The organism is Mycobacterium sp., assembly GCF_035697385.1.
Taxonomy (GTDB): domain Bacteria; phylum Actinomycetota; class Actinomycetes; order Mycobacteriales; family Mycobacteriaceae; genus Mycobacterium.
On sequence record NZ_DASSCY010000283.1, the window covers coordinates 48,558 to 61,846 of the forward strand.

The following is a 13,289-nucleotide window of genomic DNA, read 5'->3' on the forward strand; positions in this document are numbered from 1 at the left end:
CTACGACGGCTTAACCCCGGTGATCATGACGTTGTAGAACCAGCCCTTGGGCACCACACGGCGCCAAAGGTTGTCGTCGACCCAGCTCAACGTGGTCCAGCTGCCGAACGCGAACTTGGCCCAGCCCCAACCGAGTCGCCCCGGTGGCACCGCGGCCTCCAAGGTCCGCAGCGGCCAGCCCAGCATGGCGGCGGTGAACTCGGTGGTGTTGGTCGACACGTCGACGGCGCCGGCGTTGGCCGCCATCCGCTCCAGATCTGCCGGATCGAAGGTGTGCAGGTCGACGACCGCCTCAAGCGCAGCGGCGCGCGACGACTCGTCAAGCTCCGCCTGCGGGCGTCGCCAGCCAGTCAGACCGGGCAGGCGGGTCGCGTTGGTCACCGCGCGCCATGTCGCCGTCGACAGCGACCGCGCATAGCCGTTGCCGACCGTCGTCGGCTCTCCCGCGAACACGAACCGGCCGCCGGGCTTGAGCACCCGGACCACCTCGCGCAGCGACAGCTCGACGTCGGGGATGTGGTGCAGCACGGCGTGGCCGACGACGAGGTCGAAGGTGTCGTCGTCGTACGGGATGCCCTCGGCGTCGGCGACGCGGCCGTCGATCTCGAGCCCCAGGTTCTCGCCGTTGCGGGTCGCCACCTTGACCATTCCTGGCGACAGGTCGGTCACCGAGCCGCGGCGGGCGACGCCGGCCTGGATCAGGTTGAGCAGGAAGAAACCGCTCCCACAGCCCAGCTCCAGCGCGCGGTCGTAGGGCAGGTCACGCAGTTCCTCAGCAGGCACGGTCGCGTCGAAGAGGTCACGCGCGTAGTCGACGCAGCGCTTGTCGTAGGAGATCGACCACTTGTCGTCGTAGCTCTCGGCCTCCCAGTCGTGGTACAGCACCTGGGCGAGCTTGCTGTCGTGGCGGGCGGCCTCGACCTCCTCCGCCGTGGCATGCGGGTTGGGGACCGGAGCCGCCCCGGCGGCGACATCAGAGACAGTGTCGGTTTCCTCAAAGCTCATAACAGGGCAGCCTAAACGTCGAACGCGGCCTTGGCGGCAGCCAGTACCTGCGGTGGATAGTCGAGGAAACGCTTGGCCCAGGCCACGGCCGCGTCGTACACGGCGTCCGGCGCGACCATCTCGTCGATCAAGCCCAGCGCCAGCGCCTCCCTGGCGTCGACGAACCGCCCGCTGAAGACCAGATCCTTGGCCTTGCTCACACCGACCGCCGTCGCCAGCCGCGACGTGCCTCCCGCCGGGGTCAGCCCGGCCAGGATCTCCGTCGCGCCGAACTTCACGTTGTCGCCTGCGACGCGCCAATCCGCAGCAAGGGCCAGGGTCAGCCCGCCGCCGAGCGCATAGCCGGTGATGGCGGCGACGGTGGGCTTGGGGATCGCGGCCAATGCGTCGACAGCCTCGGCGCACACCCGGTTGGCCACGGCGGCTTCATCGGCGTTCAGCGTGCGCAGCTCGGGCACGTCGTCGCCCGCGGAGAAGATCTCATGGCCACCGAACACGATCACCGCGTTGAGGTCGTCGCGTCCGCCCAGTTCCTCTGATGCACTGACGATCTCCCTGTACAACTGTCGTGTCAGCGCGTTGGTGGGCGGACGTGACAGCAACAGGGTCGCGATGCCGGGCTGCTCGTCGCTGGTGTGGATGGAGACGAACTCGTTCATGGTGATCGCCGGTTGCGCGCCTGGTTGTACCGGTCGCTGTCGAAGAACTCGATCTCCCAGTTGCCGTTGTGGACGGCCAAATGTGGCTCCACCGCGACGATCTGGCGTTCCACTGCCAGCACGTCGGCGACGGTACGGCCGGCCAGCGAATCGAGCTGCGTCCACGTCGGCGGCAGCAAGAAAGTCCGTTCCTCGGCGAAGTCCTCGAGCGCGGCCTCGGGGGTGATCCAGTCGGCCTTGTCGGTTTCGGTGTTGTCGCCGTCGGCGCGCTGGCCCTCCGGCAACGCACCCACGAAGAAGTAGGTGTCGTAGCGGCGGGTGCGCTCCTCCTTCGGCGTCACCCAGTTCGCCCACGGCCGTAGCAGATCCGCGCGCAGCACCAGGTTTTCCCGGCGGAGGAACTCGCCGAAGGACAGCGATCCTTGCGCCAGGGCCATCCGGGATTCGCGATAGATCGACACGTCGCCGACGATGCCGTCGGGGTCATCGGCGGGCCCGGCGAACAACACGCCGGACTCTTCGAACGTCTCGCGGGCGGCTGCACACACCAACGCTTCGGCCAGATCTGGTTCGACGCCAAGCCGCTCGGCCCACCATGCCGGGCCGGGGCCGAACCAGGCCACGTCGGCGTTGCGGTCACGGTCGTCGACTCCGCCGCCGGGGAAGACCATCACCCCCGCGACAAAGTCCATCGCGGAGTGCCTGCGCATCAGGAAAACTTTGATGCCGTCGGCGGTATCGCGGATCAGCATCACCGTCGCCGCGGGCCTTGGGGTCAATGGATCTTGGTCTTCTCCCCCGGTCGTCCCCCTGCCCTCCGGGCGGGTGGTGCCCCCATCGCTCCTGCCCTCCGGAATGGTCACGTCCGCCTCCTGTGCGCCGCCCGCGTGCGGGTCCGACGGGCGAAGTAGCGCCCGTCGATGACCTCGAGGGCGATCGACTGCCCGAATGCCTTGGAGAGGTTCTCCGCAGTCAACACCTCCGAAAGCAGCCCCGAGTCGACGACCTTGCCTTCCGACAGGATCAGCGCGTGGCTGAACCCCTGCGGGATCTCCTCGACATGGTGGGTCACCAGCACCAGCGCGGGTGAGTCCGGGTCGGCGGCCAGGTCGGCCAGCCGCGCCACCAGTTCTTCGCGGCCGCCGAGGTCAAGCCCCGCTGCGGGTTCGTCGAGCAGAAGCAACTCGGGGTCGGTCATCATCGACCGCGCAATCAGCACCCGCTTGCGCTCGCCCTCGGACAAGGTGCCGTACGTGCGGTCCGCCAGATGCTCGGCGCCCACGCTCTCGAGCATGTCGACGGCCTGGTTGTAGTCGACGTCGTCGTAGCGCTCGCGCCAACGCCCCATCACGGCGTAACCCGCCGATACGACGAGGTCGCGAACCACTTCTCCGTCGGGCACCCGCTGTGAAAGTGCGGAACTGGACAGCCCGACACGCGATCGCAGCTCGGACATGTCGACCCGGCCCAGCCGCTCGCCGAGCACGTAGGCCGTGCCAGACGATGGATGTTCCAAAGCGGCGGCGATGCGCAGCAGCGACGTCTTGCCCGCGCCGTTCGGCCCGACCACCACCCAGCGTTCGTCGAGTTCGACCGACCAGGTGACGGGCCCCACCAGAACCTGACCACCGCGTCGCAATGAAACCTTCGCGAAGTCGATCAGCAGGTCGGGGTCGGCTGCGTCTACTTCGGCGTCTGGCACTCGCCCATCGTAGTCAAGCGATTTCAACTCAAATCTCTAGGCGAAGCTCCAGTCCGCGCCGCCGTTGACGATGACTCTGTCGGCCTTCCTGTAGGTGCTCGCAACCAGATCGGAGTTGCGCTGATCCGTTGAGGAGACCCAGGCCCGTGCCTCTTCGGGGTTCTTGCCGAATTGGAGGTGGCGCGCGACGAGACGCTCGATGCGCGCGTCCTCGTCGCTGGCGACGAACCAGATGGTGTCGATGGCGCGACGCGCCCGTGCCCACAGGGGGTCGTCGAGCAGGAGATAGTTGCCCTCGGTGATCACGAGGCGCGCGGCGGGAGGCACCACGAGCGCCGCGGCGAGCGGTTGCTCCAGCGTCCGGTCGAAGCCCGGCACGTACAGCGGGGTGTCGGTCTCCCGTTTGACGCGCTCGAGCAGGTGCGCATAGCCGGCGACGTCGAAGGTGTCCGGCGCGCCCTTGCGGGCACGCGCGCCCAGCCGGTCCAGCTGAACATCGGCGAGATGGAACCCGTCCATCGGGATGTGCGCGACCCATTCGTCACCGTTAGCGACCCTGATCCGCGCCAACAGCAGGTTCACGAGCGTCGACTTCCCGGCGCCTGGGCTGCCGGTGATCCCAAGAATCGCGCGAGAGTCATCACGGACCAATGCGCTCGCGTCGCGGGCCAGCAGATCAATTGAGGCCAGGCGTTCGTCGCCGAGTTCGTGCACGGGTGTGACCAAGCCGTTCTCCTCGATATTCAGCTCCATCAATATCCCATGACGATCAGCAGATCGGCGTCGGGCGCATCGCCTTCAACTCTGCCGACGTGGCGACACGACTTCGGCGTGCTCGGTAACGCTCGGCGCTACCTTTCACGCCCAACTCGCTGGCTTCGGCAACCGCGGCCCAGCCGCTGACCGCCAGCAGACGCTCCGGCGTGATTCGCACGAAAAGCTGGACGAGCGGGCCAATTCCGAAGGCGTAGACGACGGTGCCGACGCCGGCGGTGCCACCGAGCAGCCACCCGACGACCAGCACGGTCGCCTCGATCGACGTGCGCACCAGCCGAACCGACCACCCGGTGCGCACCACGAGCCCGGTCATCAATCCGTCACGCGGACCGGGGCCCAGCCCGGCGCCGACGTAGACGACCGTGCTGAACGCGTTGAGCACCACCGCGCCGACCATCATCGCGATGCGCACTCCCAGCGACGTTGGGCTCGGCAGCAGCCACATGCCCACGTCAACCGTGATCGCGATGACGATGACGTTGGCGATCGTGCCGATACCCGGCCGGTTCCGCAGTGGAATCCAGGCCAACAGCACCGCCACCCCGACCACCGCCGACGCGATGCCGATCGTCATGCGTGTGTGGTTGGCCAGACCTTGATGGAACACGTCCCAGGGATCCAGTCCGAGACCGGCCCGCACCATCACGGCCATCGAAAACCCGTAGCCGCAAAGGCCGACCAGCAGCGCGGCACCCCGCAGCGTCGCGGGAACGAACCGTGAGGTCACTCCCGGTCAGCCGTGCTCACGGAAGCGGACGGTGATCCGGTCCAGCTCGCCGCTGCTGTGGCGGTCGTCGGCGTCACGCGTCGGCTCGGGGAACAACGCGGCACCCGCCTGGGCGAGCCGCAACATCCAGTTGATCCTCATGGTCGCCTACGCGTGATCCGGGAAGCGGACGCGGATCGCGTCCAGGTCGCTGCGCATCCGGCGAGAGTCGGCATCACCGTCGACGTAGAGGCCATCCCAGTCCGGCGAGCTGAAGAGCCCTGCCAGTTCCTGGGCCAGTCGAGATATCCAGTTCGTGGTCATGACTCGATATTGGCGCCAGACTGGCTTGCCTTTCAATAGCCAGTCAGCGCATACTGGCCTCTAATGACGATAGAAATGGGTGCCCGTATCCTCGAGGTGGACCTTTTGGCCCGCGAGCTGGGCAATTGGCGCACGTCCAGTCGCAGCGGGCCGGCCTACCAGGGCCTTGCCGATGGCATCCGGATGCTGATCATCGACGGCCGGCTCCCGGTCGGCGCTCGGCTGCCCAGCGAACGGGCGCTCGCTGACGCGCTTCGGGTGTCGCGCACGACGGTCACCGCCGCCTACACGCAGCTGCGCGACGACGGATATCTGAACGCCAGGCGAGGCGCCCGCAGCACCACCGCACTGCCTGTCACACCAACGGCCCCCGTCCCCGCCGCACCTGCCACCGTCAACCTGGCCGCTGCTGCGCTGGCCGCACCCGCCGCGGCGGTGCTCGATGCGTTCACGCAAGCCGTCCATCAGGTCACACCGTTCCTGCACAAAACAGGTCACGAGCTCACCGGAGTCCCGGCCCTGCGCGCCGCGATCGCCGAAAGATATTGCGCGCGAGGTCTTCCCACTGAGCCCGACGAGATCATGGTCACTACCGGTGCGGTGCAAGCCATTACCTTGATCCTGGCCACGTACGCGCAGCCCGGTGACCGGATATTGGTCGAGCAGCCCACCTATCACGGCGCGCTGTCGGCCATCACGACTGCGGGCGCGCGGCCTGTCCCGGTCGCGATGACGCAGGACGGTTGGGATCTCGACGCCGTGCATGCCGCGATCCGCCAGTTGGCGCCCGGCCTTGCCTATTTCGTCCCCGACAATCAGAACCCCACCGGCCTGACGATGCCGGAGCCGGACCGGAAACGCTTGGCGCACATCATCTCCGAGACACGCACTCGCACGATCATCGACGAGACGATGACCGACGTCTGGCTGGATCAACCTGTTCCGCCGCCGGTGGCTACGGCGATGACGGCACGGCGGGACCTGGTGATGACGATCGGTTCGACGTCCAAGTCGTTCTGGGGCGGGTTGCGGATCGGGTGGATCCGCGCGGAACGCAGCACGCTAGCGACCATCGCGGCCCTACGTCCAGCCATCGACATGGGTACCGCGATCGTCGAACAGCTCGCGGCGGCAAGGCTTCTCGCCGTAGCCGACGACGTGCTGCCGGAACGGCGCGAGATCCTGCGGGCGCGCCGCGCACTGCTGCTGGCGCTGCTCGCTGAACACCTGCCCGACTGGCGTCCCGTTCCCGGTACCGGCGGAATGGCGCTGTGGGTGCGGCTGCCCGCGCCGATGAGTTCGGCGCTGTCGGCGGCCGCGTCACGAATGGGGCTGGAAATTCCTCCCGGCCCGCGGTTCGGCGTCGACGGCACGCTGGAGCGATTCGTGCGCGTGCCGTATACGCTGCCCGATGATCAGCTCGGCGAGGCGGTCGAATTGCTTGCCCGCGCATGGCGTTCCGTTACGGGTGTGACGGGGCCAGAACCACACGCGATGGTCGTCTAGGGAGTGACACACAGCAACGTCACGGTTAATCCGGCAGCGTCGCTGTCGTCATCGCGGGCGGGCCTGTGGTGGGGACTGCTTGGTGTGGCGGCGTTCTCGTTCACCGTCATCTTCACCCGCGTCGCCGTCGGTGGCCTGTCCGCGTTGTTCGTCGGCTCCGCACGGGCGGTCATTGCCGCGCTGCTGGCGACCGCCGCGCTCGCACTGACCAAGCAGCGCCTGCCCACCGGCATGCAATGGGCGCGGCTGGCCGTGGTCGCCGGCGGCATCGTGGTCGGCTTCCCCCTGCTCACGTCATATGCGCTCATCACAGCCCCGGCCAGCCACGGCGCCGTGGTCATCGCCCTGCTGCCCGCGGCAACCGCGGTGATGGCGGTAGTCCGCGGCAAAGAGCGCCCGCCGCTGTCGTTTTGGCTGATGGCAGCGGTCGGCGCGCTCGCCGCGTTGGTGTTCGCAATGCTGCACGGCGGCGGGTTCGGACAGCTGCAGTGGTCCGATCTGTTGTTGTTCGGCGCCGTCGTCGCCGCGGCGATCGGCTATGCCGAAGGCGGACTGCTGTCCCGAGAACTCGGCTCGTGGCAGACGGTGTCCTGGGCGCTGGTGCTTGCCTCGCCACTGATGATTGCGCTGGCCGCCGTCTCGATGGCCGCTGAGCCGCCGTCGGCGACGCCTTTCGAGTGGGCCTCGTTGGGTTACCTCGCCGTGGTCAGCATGTTCCTCGGCTTCTTCGCCTGGTACCGAGGTCTGGCCATCGGGCCCATGGCGCAGGTCAGCCAGGTCCAGCTGGTCCAGCCGGTGCTCAGCATCGTCTGGGCAGCCCTGCTGCTTGGCGAGCAGCTGACGTGGTCAACCATCCTCGGCGGCGCGGCCGTCGTTGCGTGCGCCAGCCTCGCCGTCCGAATTCGCTTGGGCCGCAAAGAAGTCCAAACGAACTAGCTAGCGCGGGTTCGGAATGAGGAGCCAGCGGCCACGCTGGCCGCCACGGGCGACCTCGTCGTACGCCTTCGCGGCCTCACGCAACGGCACCCGTCCGGCCACACGAATCTCCAGCGTGCCCTCCGCCGCGAGTCCCAGCAGCTCGGCGATCGCCTCGCTGTCGGGTTCGACGCTGACGGTGTGCACCTCTATTCCGCGTTCGGCGGCCACCGGCGATCCGGGGGCCACCCCGACAAACGAGCCGCCGTCGCGGACCGCCGCCAGGGCAGACGACAGCAGCACCGCCGCGTCAAGCACGGCATCGAAGGACGGGCCGGGCAGTTCGGTCACCAGTTCCGCGTCGGCACGGGCGACGAAGTCCGCGTCGGCGTTGCGGGCCAGGGCGCTGACCCGCCAGCCTGCCCGGGCGGCCAGGACGATGGCGTGTCCGCCGACCGCGCCTGCGCCGCCGGTGATGAGCAGAGTGCGGCCCTTGGCGGGGCCGAGCAGGTCCACGGCCTGGCGAGCGGTCAGCGCGGTCAGCGGCAGCGAGGCGGCATCGACCAGGTCGAGCGCCCCAGGGACACGCGCGACGGCTGCGGCCGGCAGAACCGTTTCGTCGGCGTGCGTGCCGACACTCGGCTTGAGGCCGATGACGTGGAGGATGCCGGCCACCCGATCACCCGCCCGTATATCGGCGACGTCGCTGCCGACCTCGGTGATGACGCCGCTGACGTCCCAGCCGAGGCCGACCGGGTCCGGCAGCCCGGTCAACGAACGAATTGGCCCGGTCAGCACCCCGACGTCCACCGGGTTGACCGCGGCTGCGGCTACCTGGATCCGAACGTCGGTGGGCCCGAGCTCTGGCGGTGAAACCTCCTCGATCACGGGCGAAACGCTGGTGGAGTATGCGCGTAGTGCGGACATGAAGACCTCCTTCGGTGATGGACAACACCAGCGTCGGCGACGTACTCTCTCTTGGGAAGTAGGCACCTGAAAGTGGTGTGCATACCTGGAGGAGAGCCATGGCGACGATGACGGCCCAGAAACGACGTGACGTGGCCAGGGTCGAGTTCGATGCGTATGTGGCGTCGTGTCCGAGCTTCAAGCTCCTCGACCGGATATCCGACAAGTGGGTGACGCTCGTGCTGAAGTCGCTGGCCGACGGCCCCAAGCGCTACTCCGAGGTGTCGCACCAGCTCGTCGGGGTCAGCCAGAAGATGCTCACCCAGACGCTGCGCAGCCTCGAAAGGGACGGCATGCTCACCCGCACCGTGACACCGTCGGTCCCGGTCCGGGTGGATTACGAGCTCACGCCGATGGGTGAGTCACTCGCCGACGTCATGGGCCAGATCAAGACGTGGGCTGAACAGCACATGCCCGAGGTCGACCGTGCCCGCGCCGAATACGACGCGCGGCCGAGCTCAAGCTGATCACTCTTCGGGGATGTCGACGCGGCGCGCCAAGCCGTCCATCTTGTCGGCGGCCTCGATCTCACCGCGGGTGATGCCGAGGATGAACAGCACGGTGTCCAGATAAGGATGGTTCAGCGACGCGTCGGCGACTTCACGCAATGCGGGCTTGGCATTGAACGCGACCCCGAGGCCTGCGGCGGCGAGCATGTCGATGTCGTTGGCGCCGTCGCCGACGGCCACCGTTTGCTCCATAGGCACACCGGCCTGTTGCGCAAAGTCCCTGAGCGCCTTGGCTTTTCCTGGCCTGTCGATCACGGGGCCGATCACGCGACCGGTCAGCTTCCCGTCGACGATCTCCAGTTCGTTGGCCGCAACGAAGTCCATCATCAGCTCGTGCGCGAGCGGGTCGATGACCTGGCGGAACCCGCCGGACACAATGCCGCAGTGATATCCCAAGCGCCGCAACGTGCGTAGCGTGGTGCGCGCCCCGGGCGTCAGCTCGATCTGCTCGCCCACCTCCTCGAGCACCTCGGCCGGCAGACCTTTCAGGGTCGCTACCCGTCGATGCAGCGACTCGGCGAAATCGAGTTCGCCGCGCATGGCGGCCTCGGTGATCTCGGCGACGGCGGCGTGCGCGCCTACGCGGTCGGCCAGCATCTCGATGACCTCGCCCTGGATCAGCGTGGAGTCGACGTCAAAGACGATGAGCCGCTTGGCCCGTCGCGACAGACTGTAGTCCTCGAGTGCGATGTCGATTGCCTCATCGACCGCGACCCGCGCCAGCGTGGCCTGCAGCTGCGCGTACACCGCGCCAGGCGGCACCGAAACCCGTAGCTCCAAGCCGGTCACCGGGTAGTCGGAGACGCCGCGGATGAAGTCGATGTTGACGCCTAGCGCCGCCACCTGCCGGGCCACGACACCGAACGACTCAGCAGTGATGGGCCGCCCCAGCACGACGATGGTGTGTGTCGACGGTTCCCGCATGACCGGGAGGTCATCGCTGCGCTCGATCGAAACATCAAGGCCGACACCGTGAATGGCGGCTTCGACCTCGTCGCGCAGCTGGTGCCCGCCTGCCACTTCCGGCGCTCCGGCAACGAGGACTCCCAGCGTCAGCCGGCCGCGGATGACGACCTGTTCGACGTTGAGCATCTCGACCTTGTGCCGGGACAGCACCTCGAACAGAGCCGAGGTGACACCCGGTTGGTCGTGTCCGGTGACGGTGATCAGCACCGACACCCTGGGCGTGCTCACCCGTGGACGCTGCGACGGACCATCAGCTGGATTGGTCAACCGGCTTGGGATCCGCCGGATGGTGATCGCGCCCAACGTGAGCCTCGGCGCGCATTCGATCCACCATATGTGGATAGTGCAGCTCGAATGCCGGGCGCTCCGAACGGATCCGGGGCAGTTCGGTGAAGTTGTGCCGCGGCGGCGGGCAGCTGGTCGCCCACTCGAGCGAGTTGCCGTAGCCCCAAGGGTCGTCGACCGTTACCGGCTCGCCGTAGCGCCAGCTCTTGAACACGTTCCACACGAACGGAATCATCGACGCGCCGAGGATGAATGCACCGATCGTCGAGACGATGTTCAGCGTGGTGAAGCCGTCGGACGGCAGGTAGTCGGCGTAGCGGCGGGGCATGCCCTCGTCGCCCACCCAGTGCTGCACCAGGAACGTGGCGTGAAAGCCGATGAACGTCAGCCAGAAGTGCAGCTTGCCGAGCCGCTCGTCGAGCAGGCGTCCCGTCATCTTCGGGAACCAGAAGTAAATGCCGGCGTAGGTGGCGAACACGATCGTGCCGAACAACACGTAGTGGAAGTGCGCGATGACGAAGTAGCTGTCGGTCACGTGGAAGTCGATCGGCGGGCTGGCCAGCAGCACACCCGACAGGCCGCCGAGCAGGAAGGTGACCAGGAAGCCCACCGAGAACAACATCGGTGATTCGAAGGTCAACTGGCCCTTCCACATTGTGCCGATCCAGTTGAAGAACTTGATTCCGGTCGGCACGGCGATCAGGAACGTCATGAACGAGAAGAACGGCAGCAGCACAGCGCCCGTTGCGTACATGTGGTGCGCCCACACCGCCACCGACAACGCGGCGATCGACAACGTCGCGTAGATCAGCGTCGTGTAGCCGAAGATCGGCTTGCGGGAGAACACCGGGAAGATCTCGGACACAATGCCGAAGAACGGCAACGCGATGATGTACACCTCGGGGTGGCCGAAGAACCAGAACAGGTGCTGCCACAGCAGCACGCCACCGTTGGCCGGGTCGTAGATATGAGCGCCCAGGTGGCGGTCGGCAGCCAGACCGAACAGCGCCGCGGTCAGCAGCGGGAACGCCAGCAACACGAGGATCGACGTCACCAGGATGTTCCAGGTGAAGATCGGCATCCGGAACATGGTCATGCCGGGTGCGCGCATGCAGACCACGGTGGTGATCATGTTGACGCCGCCGAGGATGGTGCCGAGACCACCGACCGCCAGGCCCATGATCCACAGGTCACCGCCGGCGCCCGGCGAGTGGATCGCGTCGGTCAGCGGGCTGTAGGCGGTCCAGCCGAAGTCGGCCGCGCCGCCGGGGGTGATGAAGCCCGCGATCGCGATCGTCGCGCCGAACAGGAACAACCAGAAGGAAAACGCGTTCAGCCGCGGGAAGGCCACGTCGGGGGCACCGATCTGCAGCGGCAGCACCAGGTTGGCGAAACCGAACACGATCGGGGTGGCGTAGAAGAGCAGCATCACCGTGCCGTGCATGGTGAACAGCTGGTTGTACTGCTCGTTGGACAGGAACTGCAGGCCGGGCAGGGCGAGCTCGGTGCGCATGAACAGCGCCATCAGTCCGCCGATGAAGAAGAAGACGAAGCAGGCGACGCAGTACATGATGCCGATCAGCTTGTGATCGGTGGTCGTGATCAGGTTGTAGACCAGGTTGCCCTTGGGCCCGAGCCTGGCCGGGAACGGACGGCGAGCCTCGAGTTCTCCGATTGGGGGCGCTTCGGCTACCAACAGGTCCTCCAAACAATCCAGTCGGGACTTCCCCGCAGACTTCGTGTTCGAATCCTATCTCCCGGCGGGGCCCGAAGTCTGGGTGGTCCTACAAACGGTCGTATTCGCGTCCCGCCCCGTCCTGGTCGCCGTACGAGCGGTCGCAAGCTGGCCGGATGTTAACGTCGGCGACGTGCTGATCAGCGGACGGCGAGCGGGTCTTCTGGCCGCTATTGCCGCCATTTGTACAGCGGTTTCGCTGACGGCCATCAGCGGCTGCGGCTCGCCGAGCCAGAGTTCGTCACCTGCCCAGCAGTCGGTGATCACCAGCACCACCAGGATCGCCGGTGCCGGCGTGCTCGGCAATCAGCGCAGACCCGACGAGTCGTGCGCACCCGAGCCTGTCCCCCTCGACCCGGGCCCGCCGGAACGGGAGGTCCGTCATGCGGCGGGCACCACCCAGGTTCGTGCCGACCCGCAGCGCATCGTGGTGCTGTCCGGAGACCAACTCGACGCGCTGTGCGCGCTGGGCCTGCAGTCACGCATCGTCGCCGCCGCGTTGCCCGACGGCTCCACCACCCAGCCGTCGTATCTCGGCACCGTCATCCACGACGTCCCCGGCGTCGGCACCCGCAGCACACCGGATCTGGACGGGATCCGCGCAGCAGCCCCTGACCTGATCCTGGGCTCGCAAGCGCTGACGCCCCAGGCGTTCGGATCCCTGTCCGAGATCGCGCCGACGGTGTTCACCGGCGCACCCGGCGCGGCGTGGCAGGAGAATCTGCGCACGGTGGGCGCGGCGACAGGACGCCTCGATGCCGCCAACGGACAGATCGACGGGTTCGGCCAGGCCGCCGACAAGACCGGCGCGGACAACGACGCCACCCACTTCCAGGCGTCGGTGGTGCAGCTGACCGACACCACAATGCGGGTCTACGGCGCGGATAACTTCCCGGGCAGCGTGCTCGCCGATGTCGGCGTGGATCGTCCTGCGGCGCAACGGTTTACCGACAAGCCGTATATCGAGATCGGAATCAGCGACACCGATTTGGACAACTCACCCGACTTCCGACTCGCCGACGGCGACATCGTCTATATCTCGTTCGCGTCGCCAGCTGCCAAGGACCGCGCACCCGCCGTGCTCGAAAGCGATGAGTGGAAGAAGTTGTCTGCCACTCGCGACAACCGCGTGTTCGCGGTCAACAACGAGGTGTGGCAGTCCGGCGAGGGAATCGTCGCGGCTCGCGGCATACTGGCCGATCTGCGGTGGGTCAACGCGCCGATCAACTAGTAG

15 protein-coding genes are annotated in these 13,289 nt (G+C 67.2%); 4 read left to right on the forward strand and 11 right to left on the reverse strand.

From position 1 onward, the window contains the following. The 8 genes from VFH65_RS24125 to VFH65_RS24160 form a co-directional block, all read right to left on the reverse strand. Positions 1-1,005 (reverse strand): class I SAM-dependent methyltransferase, encoded by a 1,005-nt coding sequence (locus VFH65_RS24125; protein ID WP_353324889.1) that lies wholly within the window; start codon positions 1,003-1,005, stop codon positions 1-3. Between the two features lie 11 nt (positions 1,006-1,016). Further along, the gene (locus VFH65_RS24130) at positions 1,017-1,664 is read right to left on the reverse strand and encodes an enoyl-CoA hydratase (RefSeq protein ID WP_353324890.1); all 648 of its coding nucleotides are present in this window, start codon (positions 1,662-1,664) and stop codon (positions 1,017-1,019) included. Next, a complete protein-coding gene (locus tag VFH65_RS24135) occupies positions 1,661-2,416 on the reverse strand; it encodes an NUDIX hydrolase (RefSeq protein ID WP_353324945.1) in 756 nt (251 codons plus the stop codon). The genes VFH65_RS24130 and VFH65_RS24135 overlap by 4 nt, the downstream gene beginning before the upstream one ends. Before the next feature lie 107 nt (positions 2,417-2,523). Next, entirely contained in the window at positions 2,524-3,393 is an 870-nt protein-coding gene (locus VFH65_RS24140; RefSeq protein ID WP_414688496.1) for an ABC transporter ATP-binding protein, read from the reverse strand. Positions 3,394-3,402: 9 nt separating this feature from the next. Then, the gene (locus tag VFH65_RS24145; RefSeq protein WP_353324893.1) at positions 3,403-4,119 is read right to left on the reverse strand and encodes a nucleoside/nucleotide kinase family protein; all 717 of its coding nucleotides are present in this window, start codon (positions 4,117-4,119) and stop codon (positions 3,403-3,405) included. A gap of 16 nt (positions 4,120-4,135) precedes the next feature. Continuing rightward, positions 4,136-4,795 (reverse strand): YczE/YyaS/YitT family protein, encoded by a 660-nt coding sequence (locus VFH65_RS24150; protein ID WP_353324947.1) that lies wholly within the window; start codon positions 4,793-4,795, stop codon positions 4,136-4,138. Positions 4,796-4,876: 81 nt separating this feature from the next. Then, the gene (locus tag VFH65_RS24155; protein WP_353324895.1) at positions 4,877-5,011 is read right to left on the reverse strand and encodes a hypothetical protein; all 135 of its coding nucleotides are present in this window, start codon (positions 5,009-5,011) and stop codon (positions 4,877-4,879) included. Between the two features lie 6 nt (positions 5,012-5,017). Next, complete coding sequence (locus tag VFH65_RS24160) at positions 5,018-5,173, reverse strand: hypothetical protein (protein ID WP_353324897.1); 156 nt, start codon at positions 5,171-5,173, stop codon at positions 5,018-5,020. Between the two features lie 63 nt (positions 5,174-5,236). Between VFH65_RS24160 and VFH65_RS24165 the strand changes: the two genes are divergently transcribed. Both VFH65_RS24165 and VFH65_RS24170 read left to right on the forward strand, forming a co-directional pair. Then, a complete protein-coding gene (locus VFH65_RS24165; protein ID WP_353324898.1) occupies positions 5,237-6,679 on the forward strand; it encodes a PLP-dependent aminotransferase family protein in 1,443 nt (480 codons plus the stop codon). A 3-nt stretch (positions 6,680-6,682) separates the two neighbouring features. After that, complete coding sequence (locus VFH65_RS24170; protein WP_353324899.1) at positions 6,683-7,615, forward strand: DMT family transporter; 933 nt, start codon at positions 6,683-6,685, stop codon at positions 7,613-7,615. On the opposite strand, the gene VFH65_RS24175 is transcribed toward VFH65_RS24170, so the two are convergent. Continuing rightward, positions 7,616-8,521, reverse strand: coding sequence for an NADP-dependent oxidoreductase (locus VFH65_RS24175; RefSeq protein WP_353324900.1), 906 nt, complete (start codon positions 8,519-8,521; stop codon positions 7,616-7,618). A gap of 98 nt (positions 8,522-8,619) precedes the next feature. Between VFH65_RS24175 and VFH65_RS24180 the strand changes: the two genes are divergently transcribed. Next, entirely contained in the window at positions 8,620-9,027 is a 408-nt protein-coding gene (locus VFH65_RS24180) for a winged helix-turn-helix transcriptional regulator (RefSeq protein WP_353324901.1), read from the forward strand. Here VFH65_RS24180 and serB read toward each other — a convergent pair whose 3' ends face one another. Both serB and ctaD read right to left on the reverse strand, forming a co-directional pair. Then, on the reverse strand, positions 9,028-10,263 hold the full coding sequence (serB, locus tag VFH65_RS24185) for a phosphoserine phosphatase SerB (protein WP_353324903.1): 1,236 nt from the start codon (positions 10,261-10,263) through the stop codon (positions 9,028-9,030). Between the two features lie 22 nt (positions 10,264-10,285). Continuing rightward, the gene (gene ctaD, locus VFH65_RS24190) at positions 10,286-12,016 is read right to left on the reverse strand and encodes a cytochrome c oxidase subunit I (protein ID WP_353324948.1); all 1,731 of its coding nucleotides are present in this window, start codon (positions 12,014-12,016) and stop codon (positions 10,286-10,288) included. Between the two features lie 172 nt (positions 12,017-12,188). Here ctaD and VFH65_RS24195 point away from each other — a divergent pair, with 172 nt between their 5' ends. After that, entirely contained in the window at positions 12,189-13,286 is a 1,098-nt protein-coding gene (locus VFH65_RS24195; protein ID WP_353324905.1) for an iron-siderophore ABC transporter substrate-binding protein, read from the forward strand. Positions 13,287-13,289 lie beyond the last annotated feature (3 nt).

Bases quoted from the DNA above. Each gene is read 5' to 3' on its own strand.
- VFH65_RS24125 (WP_353324889.1), bottom strand. From the start codon at position 1,005: ATGAGCTTTGAGGAAACCGACACTGTCTCTGATGTCGCCGCCGGGGCG.
- VFH65_RS24130 (WP_353324890.1), bottom strand. From the start codon at position 1,664: ATGAACGAGTTCGTCTCCATCCACACCAGCGACGAGCAGCCCGGCATC.
- VFH65_RS24135 (WP_353324945.1), bottom strand. From the start codon at position 2,416: ATGCTGATCCGCGATACCGCCGACGGCATCAAAGTTTTCCTGATGCGC.
- VFH65_RS24145 (WP_353324893.1), bottom strand. From the start codon at position 4,119: ATGGAGCTGAATATCGAGGAGAACGGCTTGGTCACACCCGTGCACGAA.
- VFH65_RS24150 (WP_353324947.1), bottom strand. From the start codon at position 4,795: ATGGCCGTGATGGTGCGGGCCGGTCTCGGACTGGATCCCTGGGACGTG.
- VFH65_RS24155 (WP_353324895.1), bottom strand. From the start codon at position 5,011: ATGAGGATCAACTGGATGTTGCGGCTCGCCCAGGCGGGTGCCGCGTTG.
- VFH65_RS24160 (WP_353324897.1), bottom strand. From the start codon at position 5,173: ATGACCACGAACTGGATATCTCGACTGGCCCAGGAACTGGCAGGGCTC.
- VFH65_RS24165 (WP_353324898.1), top strand. From the start codon at position 5,237: ATGACGATAGAAATGGGTGCCCGTATCCTCGAGGTGGACCTTTTGGCC.
- VFH65_RS24175 (WP_353324900.1), bottom strand. From the start codon at position 8,521: ATGTCCGCACTACGCGCATACTCCACCAGCGTTTCGCCCGTGATCGAG.
- VFH65_RS24180 (WP_353324901.1), top strand. From the start codon at position 8,620: ATGGCGACGATGACGGCCCAGAAACGACGTGACGTGGCCAGGGTCGAG.